The organism is Bacillus sp. 01N45, assembly GCF_056399205.1.
Genome location: NZ_JBFTQW010000011.1, coordinates 48704 through 64965 on the forward strand (window position 1 = coordinate 48704; position 16262 = coordinate 64965).

The 16262-nt window shown below is 35.4% G+C and carries 20 protein-coding genes; 11 read left to right on the forward strand and 9 right to left on the reverse strand.

Annotated elements, in window-relative coordinates:
- Nucleotides 1–23 precede the first annotated feature (23 nt).
- Nucleotides 24–890, reverse strand: coding sequence for a diaminopimelate epimerase (gene dapF / locus AC1DMU_RS22320; RefSeq protein ID WP_000077407.1), 867 nt, complete (start codon nucleotides 888–890; stop codon nucleotides 24–26).
- A gap of 238 nt (nucleotides 891–1128) precedes the next feature.
- A complete protein-coding gene (locus AC1DMU_RS22325) occupies nucleotides 1129–1368 on the reverse strand; it encodes a YuzB family protein (RefSeq protein WP_000595024.1) in 240 nt (79 codons plus the stop codon).
- A gap of 350 nt (nucleotides 1369–1718) precedes the next feature.
- Here AC1DMU_RS22325 and AC1DMU_RS22330 point away from each other — a divergent pair, with 350 nt between their 5' ends.
- The 4 genes from AC1DMU_RS22330 (at nucleotide 1719) to AC1DMU_RS22345 (ending at nucleotide 4691) form a co-directional block, all read left to right on the forward strand.
- Nucleotides 1719–2789 carry an NAD(P)/FAD-dependent oxidoreductase gene (locus tag AC1DMU_RS22330; RefSeq protein ID WP_000682062.1) on the forward strand — a complete coding sequence of 357 codons (1071 nt, stop codon included), beginning with the start codon at nucleotides 1719–1721 and terminating at the stop codon, nucleotides 2787–2789.
- A 233-nt stretch (nucleotides 2790–3022) separates the two neighbouring features.
- The gene (locus AC1DMU_RS22335) at nucleotides 3023–3196 is read left to right on the forward strand and encodes an aspartyl-phosphate phosphatase Spo0E family protein (protein ID WP_060488142.1); all 174 of its coding nucleotides are present in this window, start codon (nucleotides 3023–3025) and stop codon (nucleotides 3194–3196) included.
- Between the two features lie 54 nt (nucleotides 3197–3250).
- Complete coding sequence (locus AC1DMU_RS22340) at nucleotides 3251–3910, forward strand: ABC transporter ATP-binding protein (RefSeq protein ID WP_088064711.1); 660 nt, start codon at nucleotides 3251–3253, stop codon at nucleotides 3908–3910.
- Nucleotides 3894–4691, forward strand: coding sequence for an ABC transporter permease (locus AC1DMU_RS22345; protein ID WP_088064712.1), 798 nt, complete (start codon nucleotides 3894–3896; stop codon nucleotides 4689–4691). Before AC1DMU_RS22340 ends, AC1DMU_RS22345 begins: the two co-directional genes overlap by 17 nt.
- A gap of 92 nt (nucleotides 4692–4783) precedes the next feature.
- On the opposite strand, the gene phnA is transcribed toward AC1DMU_RS22345, so the two are convergent.
- The 5 genes from phnA to AC1DMU_RS22370 all read right to left on the reverse strand — a co-directional run bounded on the left by phnA (nucleotide 4784) and on the right by AC1DMU_RS22370 (nucleotide 8405).
- The gene (gene phnA, locus AC1DMU_RS22350) at nucleotides 4784–5125 is read right to left on the reverse strand and encodes an alkylphosphonate utilization operon protein PhnA (RefSeq protein WP_048528370.1); all 342 of its coding nucleotides are present in this window, start codon (nucleotides 5123–5125) and stop codon (nucleotides 4784–4786) included.
- 234 nt (nucleotides 5126–5359) lie between these two features.
- Nucleotides 5360–6157, reverse strand: coding sequence for a DUF2628 domain-containing protein (locus tag AC1DMU_RS22355; protein WP_476941578.1), 798 nt, complete (start codon nucleotides 6155–6157; stop codon nucleotides 5360–5362).
- 318 nt (nucleotides 6158–6475) lie between these two features.
- Entirely contained in the window at nucleotides 6476–7153 is a 678-nt protein-coding gene (locus AC1DMU_RS22360; protein ID WP_088064714.1) for a CPBP family intramembrane glutamic endopeptidase, read from the reverse strand.
- A gap of 97 nt (nucleotides 7154–7250) precedes the next feature.
- Nucleotides 7251–8045, reverse strand: coding sequence for a nucleotidyltransferase domain-containing protein (locus tag AC1DMU_RS22365; protein WP_088064715.1), 795 nt, complete (start codon nucleotides 8043–8045; stop codon nucleotides 7251–7253).
- 51 nt (nucleotides 8046–8096) lie between these two features.
- Nucleotides 8097–8405 (reverse strand): YuzD family protein, encoded by a 309-nt coding sequence (locus AC1DMU_RS22370; protein ID WP_000248590.1) that lies wholly within the window; start codon nucleotides 8403–8405, stop codon nucleotides 8097–8099.
- A 206-nt stretch (nucleotides 8406–8611) separates the two neighbouring features.
- Between AC1DMU_RS22370 and AC1DMU_RS22375 the strand changes: the two genes are divergently transcribed.
- Together AC1DMU_RS22375 and AC1DMU_RS22380 are read left to right on the forward strand one after the other, a co-directional pair.
- On the forward strand, nucleotides 8612–8848 hold the full coding sequence (locus AC1DMU_RS22375; protein WP_000431158.1) for a NifU family protein: 237 nt from the start codon (nucleotides 8612–8614) through the stop codon (nucleotides 8846–8848).
- A gap of 438 nt (nucleotides 8849–9286) precedes the next feature.
- A complete protein-coding gene (locus tag AC1DMU_RS22380; RefSeq protein WP_088064716.1) occupies nucleotides 9287–9502 on the forward strand; it encodes a carbonic anhydrase in 216 nt (71 codons plus the stop codon).
- 60 nt (nucleotides 9503–9562) lie between these two features.
- Here the strand turns inward: AC1DMU_RS22380 and yutH are convergent, their stop codons facing one another.
- Entirely contained in the window at nucleotides 9563–10564 is a 1002-nt protein-coding gene (gene yutH, locus AC1DMU_RS22385) for a spore coat putative kinase YutH (protein ID WP_000581274.1), read from the reverse strand.
- A gap of 120 nt (nucleotides 10565–10684) precedes the next feature.
- Between yutH and AC1DMU_RS22390 the strand changes: the two genes are divergently transcribed.
- Nucleotides 10685–11176: a phosphatidylglycerophosphatase A family protein gene (locus tag AC1DMU_RS22390; RefSeq protein WP_046953585.1), complete on the forward strand. Its 492-nt coding sequence runs from the start codon at nucleotides 10685–10687 to the stop codon at nucleotides 11174–11176.
- 20 nt (nucleotides 11177–11196) lie between these two features.
- On the opposite strand, the gene AC1DMU_RS22395 is transcribed toward AC1DMU_RS22390, so the two are convergent.
- The gene (locus AC1DMU_RS22395) at nucleotides 11197–11676 is read right to left on the reverse strand and encodes a GNAT family N-acetyltransferase (protein WP_088064717.1); all 480 of its coding nucleotides are present in this window, start codon (nucleotides 11674–11676) and stop codon (nucleotides 11197–11199) included.
- A gap of 162 nt (nucleotides 11677–11838) precedes the next feature.
- Between AC1DMU_RS22395 and AC1DMU_RS22400 the strand changes: the two genes are divergently transcribed.
- From AC1DMU_RS22400 to AC1DMU_RS22415, 4 genes are read left to right on the forward strand one after another with little or no spacing between them, the layout of a single operon-like run.
- Nucleotides 11839–12942: an HpcH/HpaI aldolase/citrate lyase family protein gene (locus AC1DMU_RS22400; protein WP_088064718.1), complete on the forward strand. Its 1104-nt coding sequence runs from the start codon at nucleotides 11839–11841 to the stop codon at nucleotides 12940–12942.
- A complete protein-coding gene (locus AC1DMU_RS22405) occupies nucleotides 12887–14233 on the forward strand; it encodes a phosphoribosyltransferase family protein (RefSeq protein ID WP_088064719.1) in 1347 nt (448 codons plus the stop codon). The genes AC1DMU_RS22400 and AC1DMU_RS22405 overlap by 56 nt, the downstream gene beginning before the upstream one ends.
- Nucleotides 14234–14238: 5 nt before the next feature.
- On the forward strand, nucleotides 14239–15351 hold the full coding sequence (locus tag AC1DMU_RS22410; protein WP_088064720.1) for a cysteine protease StiP family protein: 1113 nt from the start codon (nucleotides 14239–14241) through the stop codon (nucleotides 15349–15351).
- Nucleotides 15348–16163 carry an HAD family hydrolase gene (locus tag AC1DMU_RS22415; RefSeq protein WP_142291824.1) on the forward strand — a complete coding sequence of 272 codons (816 nt, stop codon included), beginning with the start codon at nucleotides 15348–15350 and terminating at the stop codon, nucleotides 16161–16163. The genes AC1DMU_RS22410 and AC1DMU_RS22415 overlap by 4 nt, the downstream gene beginning before the upstream one ends.
- Nucleotides 16164–16262 lie beyond the last annotated feature (99 nt).

Sequence of the window (16262 nt, forward strand, 5' to 3'; positions counted from 1 at the left end):
TGTTCTCATTCTATTATACATCTTTACGCTTCTATCTTGTACTCATACACTCCGCGGCAAATTACTTCCGCTGGTCCTTTCATTAACACATTACCTTCTTCTGTCCATGCAATCATTAAATCGCCACCAGCTAAATGAACTATAATTTCCTTACCACGTTCCATTTTCCCATTTAAAATAGAGGCTACAACTGCAGCACACGCCCCTGTTCCGCAAGCTTGTGTTACACCAGATCCACGTTCCCAAACACGGAAGTTCATCTCTGCATCATTCAAAATTTCGACGAATTCAACATTTACTCGCTCTGGGAACATTTCATGTGTCTCCAGGACTGGACCAAGTGTTGTAAGAGGTGCTTGCTCTACATCATCAACAAAAATAACCGCATGCGGATTCCCCATTGAAACAGCTGTAAATGCATAACGATGATTATTGTATAAGAAGTTTTCACGAATAAATGGTGTTTCACCTTCACCAAGCATCGGTATTTCTGCACGTGTTAAACGCGGTGCTCCCATATCGATTTTCGCTAATGTAACTTTCCCTTCTTCTACCGTTACTTCCGCTGTTACAATACCAGCTAACGTTTCAATTTTGAAAACTGTTTCTTCTACTAGTTTATGCTCATACGCATATTTCGCTACGCAGCGTAAACCGTTACCACAGCTCTTTCCTTCTGAACCATCATTATTAAACATGCGCATTTTCACCGGAGCTACGTCAGATGGACAAATTAAAATCATTCCATCTGCTCCAATACCAGTATTAATATTTGAAACCTTTTCCGCCACAAGAACTAAATCTTCTTCAGGAATTTGTTCTTCAAACATATTTACATATATATAACTATTGCCAAGACCATGCATTTTTGTAAAAGAAAATTGGCTCATTTGTATTCACTCCAAAAATAGTTTGTTATTTTAAGTATAAAATGCACGCTTTTAGAACACAATATGAATGTCCCCCGTTTCTCATATTTGACAACATTTGGCGATGAGCCATTCTTGCACAAATTGTGTAAGAAAAAAAGCCCTTCTACAAGGGCCTTTTTTATTTATATACAATATTATCCTCCCCCGCGAAAGAAGATTTTATCTAATAGAAAAAGGTGCTGCTGATTGCAACACCTTAAAACATTGGATTTTCATCCAAATACTCATATACATTATGGACAAGTTCTTCTACTGTAGCACCTTGTACGACTTCACCATTTACAAGTGCAAACGGCCCTTCAAAACAAATACCACAATATCCTAAACAACCATATTCCATTACATCTAAATTCGGATCTTTTTCTAATTTCTCTAAAGCTGCTTGTGAACCACTCGCAAGGTTACCTACACAAAATTCAATTAATGGTTTAATCAAAATTCTCCCCCCTGTACTACAAAACAAATTACCTTCTGACTATCTATAAGAAGAAAACTAAGCTGTCTCTTGTTGTTTTCGTTATACATTCTAAACTATTTAGTTACTTCACTATTTCACTTCAAAGTAGATGGACTTATTTTATATAACATGCTACTCGCAATGAAATAGTAATTAAAAAGGAAAAACAGTTTACTTTACTTTTCTTCTTATTGTACAACAGAGTATTCATTCATGCATTGTTATTTGTTCACAAATTCGATATAATTTGATTGAGTAAAGTCAAAATATTTTATTAATATAAAATTGTATGATTAGGGGATATTTCAACAGAAAAGGGGTAATCCATCATGAAACACCTCGTGATACTAGGTGGCGGCTACGGTGGAATGAGAATTCTGCAGCGGCTACTTCCAAGCAACCAACTTCCAGATGATGTACAAGTGACATTAATCGACAAAGTACCATACCATTGCTTCAAAACTGAATATTATGCATTAGTTGCGGGTACTATTTCAGAAACACATATTCGTATACCGTTTCCCGAGCACCCACGCCTCAATATTCAATACGGCACAATAACAAATATTGATCTCGAAGAAAAAGCTGTTCATCTCGATGGCGGCGAAGCAATCCCATATGATGATTTAATTATCGGTCTTGGCTGTGAGGATAAATATCATAACGTTCCTGGGGCGAAAGAATATACACATAGCCTACAATCGATTGAACAAACACGTAAGACATATGAACAATTAAATAGTCTAGAACCAAACGCAACAGTAGCTGTCGTTGGTGCTGGATTAAGTGGCGTTGAAGTTGCAAGTGAACTTCGCGAAAGCCGTTCTGATTTAAAAATTCACTTATTTGATCGAAAAGATAGAATTCTATTCCCATATCCAGAGAAATTAAGTAGATACGTAGAAGAATGGTTCGTAAAACATAAGGTTACTATTATACGAAACTCTAACATTACAAAAGTAGAACCAAATATTGTGTACAACCACGATGAACCACTTGAATGTGATGCAATCGTCTGGACAGCTGGTATTCAAGCAAATGAAGTTGTTCGAAACCTTCCAGTTGAACAAGATGGTAGCGGACGGGTTGTTTTAACAAAATATCACAATATTCCAAATAACGAGCACGTGTATGTTGTAGGAGATTGCGCAGCACTTCCACACGCTCCATCTGCACAACTTGCTGAAGGTCAAGGAGAACAAATTGTCCAAATATTATTAAAACGTTGGAATAATGAACCACTTCCTGACGAACTACCTGTAATTAAATTAAAAGGTGTTCTCGGCTCTCTTGGTAAGAAGCACGGCTTCGGTTTACTAGCAAACCAACCATTAATGGGACGTGTACCGAGATTATTAAAATCCGGTCTTCTTTGGATGTACAAATATCATAAAGGTTAATACTTTACAGGCTGTCTACTAAATAGGCAGTCTCTTTTATGAGTTAAAATATAATTATCAGACACATCTTTCTCAATATAGATGATGATTTATTTTTCATTTTTATATTAAAAACTATTGATAAACAGTGTATGCTATTTATAAGTTGTTTTATTATTTCCTTTAAGACCGAAGTCATTCGGTCTTATTTTTTATGTTGTAAATACTTTTACAGGAGGTATTCCATTTCACTTATGAACTTAACGAAACTAAACGATCGAATAGAAGCGAAGAAGATAGAATTGATCTATCTCGTTGAAAAGTACGGATTCACTCATGATAAAGTGATTTCTTTCAGCCAAGAATTAGATCGTTTACTTAACTTATTAATAGAACTCAAGACGAAGAAAAAACGTTGTTCTTTATAACCGTTATCCTCTCTTTTTTGATACGATAGAACTAGAATCAGAAAGGAGCCATCTATGTTTATATTAAAAGACGTTACATATAAAGATATACTACACATTCCTTATTTACAGATTCAAAAAGAAAAAATCACATGTATTATCGGTGAGAGTGGGAGCGGAAAAAGTACATTGCTCCGCATGCTAAATGATTTGCAATCTCCAACATCCGGTACAATTGAATATAACGGAAAACAAATTTCCGATTATCCTCCAATTCAATTACGACGTGACGTAGTCATGCTTGGGCAAACGCCACCTATTTTTGATGGAACGATTAAAGACAATCTATTAATGGGACTTCGTTTTTCTGAAAAACCATTTCCAAATGATGATGCCTTGCGAAGCGCATTAACGACTGTTAGCTTAGAAAAAAATTTAGAAGACAACGCTGATTCATTATCAGGCGGAGAAAAACAACGACTTGCTTTTGCACGTATCGTACTTATGGATCCACCTGTTTATTTATTAGATGAACCAACCTCGGCACTAGATAGCGATACAGAACGCCGCGTTATGAAACAATTTACTATGCTAGCAAGAGAAAAGAAAAAAACAGTTATCTTCATTACACACTCACAACAACTTCCAGAAGAAATTGCAGACGATATTATTGAAATTAGTAAAACAAACGGTGCAACTAGAAAGGAAGTGCTCTCAGTTGAAGGGCGTTATTGAACTCCAAATTTGGCAACTTGCCGCTGCATATATTTTTATTCTTATTTTAATTGGACTTGTAAAATTAAAAGGGATTCCGCGTGAAAAACAAATTGCGCTCGCAACATTCCGTATGACGATTCAGCTCGTACTTGTTGCATATGTCCTTACATACGTATTTGAAAATAGTAATCCATTTTATACAATTGCTCTTATTACTTCTATTACTACCTTTGCAATTTTTAATATTTATAAACGAGTCAATATCCCGATGTCTAAAGAATTAAAACGAGTAGCCGCGCTTTCCATGGTTGCCGGATCAATTGGCCCACTTCTACTATTTATCTTTGTTATTATCGGGCACGACCCTTGGTATGCACCGCAATATATCGTTCCGATTACGGGAATGTTAGTTGGGAATGCGATGACAGGTGTTTCCCTTGGTGCAAATACGTTCTTAAATAATATGAAATCGCAAAGAGGTCAAATTGAAGGCGCACTTATGCTCGGCGCAACACCGAAAGAAGCCGCTGCGCCGCTCATACGAGACGCTTTTGACTCTGCTATTTTACCAACGATCAATTCTATGGTCGGAATGGGGATTATAAGCTTACCAGGCATGATGACTGGTCAAATCTTATCTGGTGTATCACCATTTACAGCCATTCAATATCAAATCGCCATTATACTTGGTATTTCAGGAAGCGCTGCCTTTGCTGTTATTATCTTCTTACAGCTTGGATATAAAACATTCTTTAATAAGCGGTGTCAGTTGAAAGAGATTGACTATGGTGCACAGTAAATGTTGCACTGTTCATGGTAAATAAAATTATATCGACTTACCGATAAAAAATGACAATAAAAAAGAGGAGGCTAATCGCCTCCTCTTTTTATTTACGCCTTCTTAACGAACTGTGATTTTAATTTCATAGCTCCGAAACCGTCGATTTTGCAATCAATATCGTGATCGCCATCAACTAGACGAATACTCTTTACTTTCGTACCGATCTTCACAACTGAAGAAGTTCCTTTTACTTTTAAATCTTTAATAACAGTAACAGCATCGCCGTCTTGAAGAACGTTTCCGTTCGCATCTTTTACAACTTTTGCACCATCATTATTTTCAGTTTCTGCTTCTTGGCCCCACTCATGAGCACATTCTGGACATACGAAAAGAACGCCATCCTCATACGTATATTCTGAATTACATTTTGGACAATTAGGTAAAGTAGCCATAAATTCATTTCCTCCGTTCATTATTTATACGTAAAAATCAAAATTGATGTTTACATCTCGATAAATAAAATTTGTATAGCATTTCTTTATAGTGCCATAGTCTTACGTTATTGACAAGCCTACCTCAAATTCTCATTTTTTATTGTATTTTACAAATTTTCAATTCGTATGGTGTTTCCAATAAAAAAGAAGAACCTTCACAAGATTCTTCTTCTCAAAATGAACGAGCTCTCACTAGAAACTCCAACTATTTTCTTCAATGTAAAATTGATACTCTTCTAACTCTTCTTCACTTAATTTCTTATTATTCTCATATACTTCTTGCCATTCAAAATAGTCTTCACTGAAATAAACAGCAAATTTAATTTTTATATTTTTCTTCTCTTCGTAATCATACCCAGTAAATTCTACTACGTCATAATCTTTTTCTTTCTTCACAAGCTTCCACGTTGGATTATCCGTCATAATCTCTAAAGTAAATCCTTCATCACTTGCACGAACAACGTTTTTTATATTTGGTTCAGTTGGTAAAAAGGAGAGTCCGAACGTGGCTCCGCCAAATACTAACCCTACTATGATGTGTAAACCAACCATACTAGCAAAACTAGCGCCACCCTTTGATTGTAAATAATACGCCTTCTCATGATCTGGCATATTTTCTTCCTTATGTAAAATACGGACAGCATGCTTATAATATAAACAGTTTCCTTGCCATCCAGTAAATATCATCATTCCTAATTGAAAAACTAGACCAATTGATAAAAAAATCCCATCTGGAATGTCTATAAAAGGGGGTATAAGTATACTAGGAACCGATAATAACATAAGTATACTAAACAACTTATACATTTTACGGTAAACTAGCCAAAAAGGTGGGAAGAAAAAGGCTACCCAATTCCACGTATTCCCTTGCGCTGGATTTTCTACTTTCCCCCACTTAAAGTCATAATACGCCGTATTCTTTTGAACGACTGTATGTAACTGTTGCGGAAAAATTGTTTCTTGTAAAACAGTGTCCCTCACGTACATCATCCTTTTCTCATTTCTACATACGTGTATTTTATAGAAATAAAAAGAAGGAATCTAACAAAAAGTACATATATTTCATAAAAATGAACGGAAATCGAATATATTCCGACAATTATCCGTTTATTATTTCATTTTACTTTTAAATATATTAGAATACTTATGAATGATACGTTTAATACACTAAGTTAATCATTTTGTATATTTGATAATAAAAATGTTTCACATGAAACTATCTATATTTCGTATTACCTTTCCTCTACACAGTACATGTAAATCCATTTCTACAAAATACGAAAGACGCCCTTTTCAAAAGGCGTCTTTTTACAGTTGAAAATTTACTAATATAAAAAATGCATTATTTAATAAATGAATCCCCCATGGGACGAGTAAGTTATTTGTTTTCTTATACGTATAAGCTAAACATATACCACCACCAAAAATATATAAAACACTCCCTACTGTAAGGGGATGACCTAAAGTAAAGATAACAGCACTTATAACGGCACTACTAAGTGTAGAAAAGCGCTGAGATAATTTCGTGAAAAACATCCCCCGAAATAAAAGTTCTTCCCAAATCGGTGCAAAAGTGGTGAGTACAACTACGTATAAAATGATTTCACTTTTAGTAGGCTTTATTACTATATTAGATTCATTCACACGAAGCCCATGTGGTAAAACTAAATTTAATACTGCAAGATATATAAGTAGTACAATCATCATCATTACTATTGTTACATAATGTTTGAAATTATTAAACTGCATTGATTTTACTAACTGCACACAGCAATTTCTTGCTGGTGCATATATTAAAATAATAGTAAGAAATGTTAAAGGTGGAATAAGATGATCTACATACCATGGATATAAGGAAGAGTCATATATAATGTTCAAAAAACCAATTCCATACATTACCCCAAAAATAATTATTATAATGCTAATTACTTCGCGCATACTTATTGCTACATTCTTTTCTTCATAAGTAGCTAATTCTGTATTCATCCTATCCCCTCCAGTATAATTAAACCTTTTAATCCATCATATACCATTCTCAACACAAAAACCGACGATACAATTTACTGTATCGTCGGTTTTTCCCCTACCATTTCTCTCTACATGTTTCAATTAAATGCAATAAGTACTTCCTCGTCATATCTGCCCTTCTCCACCTTGAGAGCATTCGCTTTTCTTTTGGATTCTGCCGTATTCTCGCTACTTCTTTTAATAAAAGCTCCCATTCTTCCCCTGAACGTTCTAACAAGTATTGCAATCCACTATCTTTTGAAACGATTGTTTTATGATCTAGTGTATATAAAATACGGCCCATCGTAACGACAGCTGATTCTACCCACTCTTCTATGAAAAATAAATACGGCTGCTTCGCTTTTTCACTCCAGTACTGTTCTACGTTGTATTTCATCGTATTGACTACATCGTCCCACCTTATTTGAAACGGAAGATCTTCCGCTTCTTTCCCGGTAACTGTAATACCTTGATTTTTCAATGTCCACCATGTGACCGCATTAATATCCCAATGACCTACATTCGCTTTACCATCTGCACAATACACGTACTCATTCATTTCATCATTGTATTTCCCTAAATCAGCAAGCGGAATATACATACCATCCATTCTCTTACCTAACGTACTACCACTAATTTTCTTATGAAGTTCGACAAGTTGCTGTTTTTCAGCTTCATTCACGGAATCACTTATTACTATAATAAAATCAACATCGCTCGTTTCTGCATGAAATGCACCGAGTGCAATGGAGCCGTAAATATATACCCCGACTATTTTTTCATCTAAAAAAATTTCTTTTAATTCTACTGTGTACCGCTCCATTAACTGTCGTACTTCTGTTGGTAACGCATGCTTCACTCCATTTTTCACATCTATCCCTCCATTAAAAAAGCCTTCGCAAATTCGCAAAGGCTTCCTGTTTTATAAATATTTCTCGATTTCTTCGTAAACATCCTTCAAACGAGGATTTCCTTCTCCAACAATTTCTCCATTTACAAGAACGACCGGATAAAATAGATCTTCTTCCACTACGCGCTCTGCGAATGCTTTTTTATCTTCATCTTCTTGTTCTTCTTGAAAATCAATATACTCGAAATTAAATTTATTTTCTTGTCCTTCATATTTACGACCAATCGCCGCTTGTAGCCACTCAAATGTTTCTGTTGAAGATGGCATTCCAACGCAGCTCGCACAAATTACTTTCGTCCCATACACTTGCACATTAACCATTTCTTCTCCCCCGCTTCTTGTTTCAACAGTATATTCAGATGTCTTAGTACATAAGCACATCATTTTACAAACTTATTCCATACCCCTATACTGAAAAAACACGTTGTAAACATGATAAAAAATTTCGACATTAAAACAAGAACAGAAAAAATAGATTTTCCCCTCTATCTTGATTATAATAAAACTGATGAAAGGAGTCGATAAAAATGGAAAACCCACATATGGAAGAACAAGTACTAGAAGTATTAGATAAATTACGTCCATTCTTACTTCGCGATGGCGGAGACGTTGAATTAGTAGACATTGAAGAAGGTATCGTAAAATTACGCCTTATGGGTGCTTGCGGAAGCTGCCCAAGTTCTACAATCACACTAAAAGCTGGTATCGAACGCGCATTACTAGAAGAAGTACCAGGCGTTATTGAAGTAGAACAAGTATTTTAATCTAAAAGCGGAAGCGGCTCGTTCAGAACAGGAGGTCATTGGAGCTCCTGACGAAGAGGCGCTTTTTGCCTCACAGGAAGGCGCGAAATGACCTCCTGTTCTAGCCGCTGGAGCTGGATATTAATCTAAAAGCGGAAGCGGCTTGTTCAAAATGTGAGGAGGATGGAGCTTCTGACATAGAGGCGCTTTTTGCCTCGGCGGAAGAAGCGAAGCCACCGAACATTTTAGCCGCTGGAGCTAGATATTAATTAAAAGCGGAAGCGGCTCGTTCAGAATCGCTTCCTAGAAAGAGACCCATATGGGTCTCTTTTTTTATTCAAAAAACACTTCTCCTTTAACATCATAAAACAAAATTGGAAATCCTTCTCAAAAAGTGAGATAATTAATACTATAGAATCGTTCACACATATAAAAGTAAAAAACATAGGGGGACGACACATGCCAAAAATGGGGAACACTTTCTTAACAATTCAAGAACTAGAAAAGAAAAAAGAGTATTTATTAGATCTTTCATCCGTTATACCAACATGGAATGCGAGCTATCAATTTTTATTTAAAGAAATTCAGCAAGAATTATTGAGTAAAGTAAATGAAAAAATCGAAAGACATCAATTCATTTTAAATATATGTGCAGATCAACAGATAGGGGCATAATGTATTACATACAATTGTGATATATAAAAAAGAGACCTCAATCGGTCTCTTTTTTATATTTTAAGATAGCCAATCTAATTTCCTAATCCCTAACTTATCGACTGGTAAACGAAGTGAGCCATAAAAGTGCTTCATAAATTGCTCAGAGCGGTTCACATCGTGTAAAATGGCTTCTAAGCGATCTCTATATATGCTCTTTTGTTCTTCATTTCCTGTTTGGTAATATCGTTCGACTGTTTCAAAGTAGTGAAGTGGGAACAGGAGCCTTGCAAATAATAGGCGCCAACCAAATGAGGATAGCGAATAATTCCGTTCATAATCTGTAACAAATTGAACGATTGTTTGCTCCCAGTCTTTCTTTTTTTCTATCATCATATAGCGGATTAATTCTGCCATATCTCGAGTTGGGTGATCATACACCCAATCGAAAGGAAGTTTGAGACGCTTCGTTTGATGCCATAATAAAGGTGTGAATCGTTCTTGGCAAATTGTTGCTGCATCAGTCATTTGCGGCGTATCATCCATCTCTGTATCGACAACATACTGAATTGCATTTTCTGCAACTCCTAAGTAATACGGGAAGGATTCAATAAACAATTGATCGAATACGTCTGTAGGGTGGTTCATCACTTGTGATTGCCAAAACTTTTCTAATTGATCGAGCCTTTTTTCCCATAACGCTTTCCATTCGCCTATGCGGCTTAATTGCTCGATTTCTTCTGGAAAGAATGCACCTCGTTTATGGAATATAGAAAGCTCACTTCCTAATGATGTAGCATGTCGTTCTAACGCACGCATACCTTTTAATAAGCAGTAATTTTGTTCTTCTATCTCACTTACATAGTAGCCGTGTATAGTCGGAACGAAAGTCGCTACAGTTATATCCCCTTGCTGGTTCATATAATCACTGAGCTTTTTCATCTCTACAAGTACTTCTTCCTCCATTTCTCCAATTGGAACAAGTACATAAATTTTGTTGCGAATCCAAAAGCTTTTATAGGGGCCAAGGGGGATTAATTCTTTAACATGCATATGATAATGCTCATAAATATGATGAATCATCGCAGTCGCCACCTATGGTTTTTCTTTATATATATGAGCTTGTGCTCGCCTTTCATTCCTATGCACATGATAAAGCAACGAAACGTATACAAATACTAAAAAGAAAAAAAGGTGATAAACATGAAAGAATCAAATCAACTACAAGAAAGAGCATTACAACTATTACAAGAACGTGGTGTAACAATTGACGATATTGCTGAGCTTGTTCATTTTCTTCAAAAAAAATATCATCCAAATTTAGAGATGTCAGAATGCCGTTATAACGTTGAACGTGTATTATCAAAACGTGAAGTACAAAACGCACTAATTACTGGTATCGAACTCGATGTCCTTGCTGAAAAAGGAATGTTAAGTGAGCCGTTACAAGATATCGTAAAACGTGATGAAGGCTTATACGGAATTGATGAAGTGATCGCACTTTCTATCGTTAATGTGTACGGCTCTATCGGTTTCACGAACTTTGGATATATCGATAAATTAAAACCTGGTATTTTAGAATACTTAAATGATAAATCAACTGGACAGGTGCACACATTCCTTGATGATATCGTTGGCGGAATTGCTGCCGCTGCTTCAAGTCGTTTAGCGCATAGAGCTGAGCATTCGGAATAAAATATGAAAGACCGTCAGTTTCATACTGACGGTCTTTTGTATTCCATGAGCATAAATTCTCTCCCGCGGCTCAAAAAAGTAGGTCCTTGTTTAAATCCGATATTTTTATATAACGTAATTGCTCTTGTATTAAATGTCGCTACGCTTAATCGAAACATTTTTGCATTAAACTCTTTCGTAGCAAACGCTATTCCAGCTTGGAAAAATTCTTTCCCCATTCCATTCCCAGTTAACGCCGGCTTCATACCAAGTCCGATATCAATCACATCTTCTCCACCATATAAATTAGCATCTCTTCCACCTGGTACTTGTGCATTTTCTCCAAAACAAAAATAGCCGATGAACTCTCCTTGATCGTCACAACAGCCATAATACGTTCCATCTAATAGTTCTTCTATTACTTCTTTCTCGCCTGAAAAACTATATAAACTATATGGTTCCTCGTACGTCCACGTATTTATCTCCTTTGCTTCTTCTATCGTTAACTTATGTATATCCACTTTCTCTTTCCCCCTATTATATTTCTATTAACAATATTCGATATTCATCTTATAATTCATCTTTCTCAATATATTTTTTTAATTTATCGCTTCATTTTTATGGAAGATTTTTCTTATTATGTTACGATTAAACAGAATCATTACAAATAAGGTGGTGACAATTTGAATTACTTTTCTTATCTCTCCTCGGAAGAACGGCAAAATTTTTTCTATAAAGAACCTCTTAGTTTTTCAAAAAATATAGGGAAAGAACAACTAGCTTACGCACTAGGCGCCACACTATATACTCCTGGCACGAAAGAAACGATTGCGGAAGATATAATTAGAAAGAAACATGTGGATGCTACCTCAATTATTCTTTGTCTAGAGGACGCTATCAGCGATGAGGAAGTAAAACTTGCAGAGCAAAACATCGTCGTTCAAATACAGCAAATCGCTAACTTAGTCAGTGCCAACATACTAAATCAAGCAGACATCCCGCTTCTTTTTATTAGAGTTCGACAGCCAAGTCAACTGAAGACAATTGTTACTGAATTAGGTAGTGCTGTTCATTGTTTATGTGGTTTTGTCTTTCCAAAATTCACACCGATTAACGGAAAGACTTATATCAATCAGCTTGCATATATAAACGAGGTATACTCATTATCGCTATATGGCATGCCGATTTTAGAATCCCCCGAAATTATGTATAAGGAAACACGGTCAGAATCATTATTACAAATAAAGGATTTACTAGATTCTTATCACGATTACATCTTAAATGTACGTATTGGTGCTACTGATTTTTCAAGTATATTTAGTATTCGACGCAATAAATACACACCTATCTATCATATTACCGTTGTCCGTGATTGTATTTCAGACATTATTAACGTTTTCTCAAGGGCAACAAATGAATATATTATTTCAGGATGTGTATGGGAATATTTTTCTAATGATCATGAAGAAGGGCTTATTCAAGAGGTATCACTTGACCATGCAAATGGCTTAATCGGAAAGACAGTTATTCACCCATCTCATATTAAAGTTGTACAGGCAATGCACATTGTCACAATGGAAGATTATTTAGATGCGAGATCAATTTTACAAAATGCAGATACGTATAATGGAGTGCTAAAAAGCAGTTTTTCTAACAAAATGAATGAAGTAAAACCTCATTATGGCTGGGCTCGCAAAACCATTTTAAAATCTAATATTTACGGGGTGCTACATGAAAACAAACAATTCACCGATCTCCTTATTACAAACGCAAAGCAACACGTATAACGTTTTAAATAATATACAAGTTCATGTAGAAGTACGTGATAATCCATATAATTTAGCGCTAGACAGTCTTTTTCAAATGGCTGCGAGAATAAATAAGAAACGTAGTTTTTTATTTGTGAGTACAATCCTTGGAAAGCATCTTCCTATTAAACCTGCAGTCTCCCTATCAAGTGGAGTTGCTCTCGCTGCAAGATATATGGAAATACTACATAATATTTCTCATCCATTTCAAAAAGAAATTTTAAATCTCATTTCATTAGAAATTGATGAAATCCCAGAGGAAGTATTTCGTTATCAATATCCTCTGCAAGAAGAAGTTTTGTTCATCGGATTCGCTGAAACAGCGACATCACTTGGTCATTCTATGTTTCAATGCTTTCAAAATGCAAAGTATGTACATACAACTAGGGAATCGATACCCCACCTAGAATCTGTCATTACATTTGAGGAAGAACATTCTCACGCAACATCGCACCGTTGTTATGTAGATGAAAGCTTTTTTCAAAACAACAATCCAATTGTTCTCGTAGATGATGAGATGACAACAGGAAAAACAGCATTAAATATTATTAGATCTATTCAAAATAAATTCCCACGAGAAGAATATATAATTGCTTCTTTATTAGACTGGCGTTCTCATACTAATAGAAAACAATTTAAACAATTAGAAGAAGAACTTCAAATTAAGATTCATGTTATTTCTTTATTAGAAGGCAGTATTCATACAACTGGTCAACCATTAAATATTGCAAAAACAGATATTCAAATTAAAGAAACAAAACCTGATTTCAAAAAGCATACCCTTACCTGCCCAAAATCACCCTATACATCAAATTATATAAAATATACTGGGCGATTTGGCACTTTAGCATATGAACAAAAGCACATTCATTCTTTCGCTCAAGAAGCAGGAAAAGCTTTAAAAAGAGAAAGAATTGGAAAACGAACACTCTGTCTCGGAACGTGTGAATTTATGTATATCCCAATGAAAATTGCTGCTGAAATGGGTGAAAATATTTTATATCAATCTACAACAAGAAGCCCTATCCATCCTGTTTCAAATGATGTGAACTATGCCATTCATAATCATTTCTCATATCCAAGTCCTGAAGATTCTACTATTACAAATTACTTTTATAATATTTCACCTCATGATTACGATGAAGTATTTGTTTTTATTGAGCGTGATTTAGGAGAAGAAGCCCTGTTTCCTCTTCTACAGCAGTTACAAACAGTTATTCCTTTTATTCATATCGTCTCATTTTCAAATGGCATAGAAAAGGAAGGTTGATAATTATGGTAAAAGTAAATTCTCATATTAGTAGTTACAATCCAAATGATGCTATTTTTCTATTAAAAGATATTAGTGATTTAATGAAAGAAAGTTCCACAGAAACTAGAGAACAAGCAATTCAAGCTGGCACACATTATTCTGAAATGTTACCAATGGAATATAAACCATCTAAAGCGTATATGGATTTATTCTTTTCTTCCCTGCAACAATATAAACACAAGCTAGCCATCGCTGTTGGAGTTGTCGCCGAACAGATTATACAAACTAAAGGAACTAACCTTGTCCTCGTTTCATTAGCTCGTGCTGGTACACCTATTGGCATTCTTATCAAACGCTACATACGCTATCAATACAACCTTGATGTACCTCACTATTGTATTTCTATTGTTCGCGGACGCGGTATTGATGAAAATGCACTCCATTATATTTTGGAACATCACCCTAAAGAAACAATTCAATTCATTGATGGGTGGACTGGAAAAGGTGCAATAAAAAAAGAATTAGAATATGCAGTACACACATTTAACGAACGAAATAATACACACATTTCTCATTGTATGGCTGTGCTTGCTGATCCCGGTTACTGTACTTCAATTTACGGTACACGTGAAGATTTTCTTATTCCTAGCGCTTGCTTAAATGCAACAGTCTCTGGACTAATTAGCCGCACTGTACTAAATGACACCTATATCGGTCCAAATGATTTTCATGGTGTTAAATATTATAAAGAGCTAGAACACGAAGATTTATCAAATTTCTTCATTGATGAGGTAACAGATTTATTCCCTTCTGTTCATTCTCATATAGATAATCAATTACGTTATATTGCTTCAACTTACACTGATCCATCTTGGCAAGGATTAAAAGATATACAGTCTATCCAAAATCACTTTGAAATTGACGATATTAACTTAATTAAACCAGGAGTCGGTGAAACAACTCGTGTATTACTCCGGAGAATACCGTGGAAAATTTTAATACGTAAGCAAAACAATCCCGGTTTAAAGCATATTTTACTTCTCGCTAAAGAAAAGAATGTCCCAATTGAAACCTATGAGAATATGGCTTATTCATGTTGCGGGCTCATTAAGCCTCTTAGGAAGGAAACAATATGATTTTCGCCAGTGATCTTGATCAAACGCTTATTTATTCCCGGAAATCGTTTCGTGCCCCTATAGAAGATGAATCAATTCAACTCATTGAAACTTTAGATGGAAAAGAAATTTCTTTCATATCACATAAAACCATTTCACTACTAAAAAAATTACAACTGCACTCACATTTCATCCCAGTTACAACAAGAACTATTGAGCAGTTTCAGCGTATTGCTTTATTCCAAAACGAAATCATTCCCGAATACGCCATTACAAGTAACGGCGGCAATATCCTTCATAACGGTAAACAAGATGGTACTTGGAACAGGACAGTAAAAGAAAGACTATCGGTTGAATGTATAGAGAGAAACGACATACTAAAGGAATTTGGACAAATAGCTCATAAAGATTGGGTTATATCACAAAAAACAGCTGATGATCTATTCCATTATTGCATTATTAAACGGGAGAACATTCCTTATGATGAATTATCATCCTTCACTTCCTGGTTAGACAAACAAGGCTGGAATCATTCACTTCAAGGTAGAAAGCTATACTTTGTCCCAAAACCAATTAATAAATGGGACGCCGTGCAATATATAAAAGAAATTTTGCAAATAGATACGATTATTACAGCTGGGGATTCTTTACTTGATTTATGCATGCTTGAAAAGGCGAACCATGCCTTCGCACCACTTCATGGTGAGTTAGAGGCAATGCATGATAACTTACAACCCCATATTTTAAAAACAGACGCAATCGGCATATATGCCGCAGAAGAAATCGTAAATAAATCACTTCAAATTATTCACAGTTCATTACCTACCTCATGATCATAATATGCACAATTGCATACGCACCGCGATTAAACAGATGGTACAATTTATTTGAATCGCTGTTGCTACACTTCTTGATTAGAGAAAAGGCGTTAA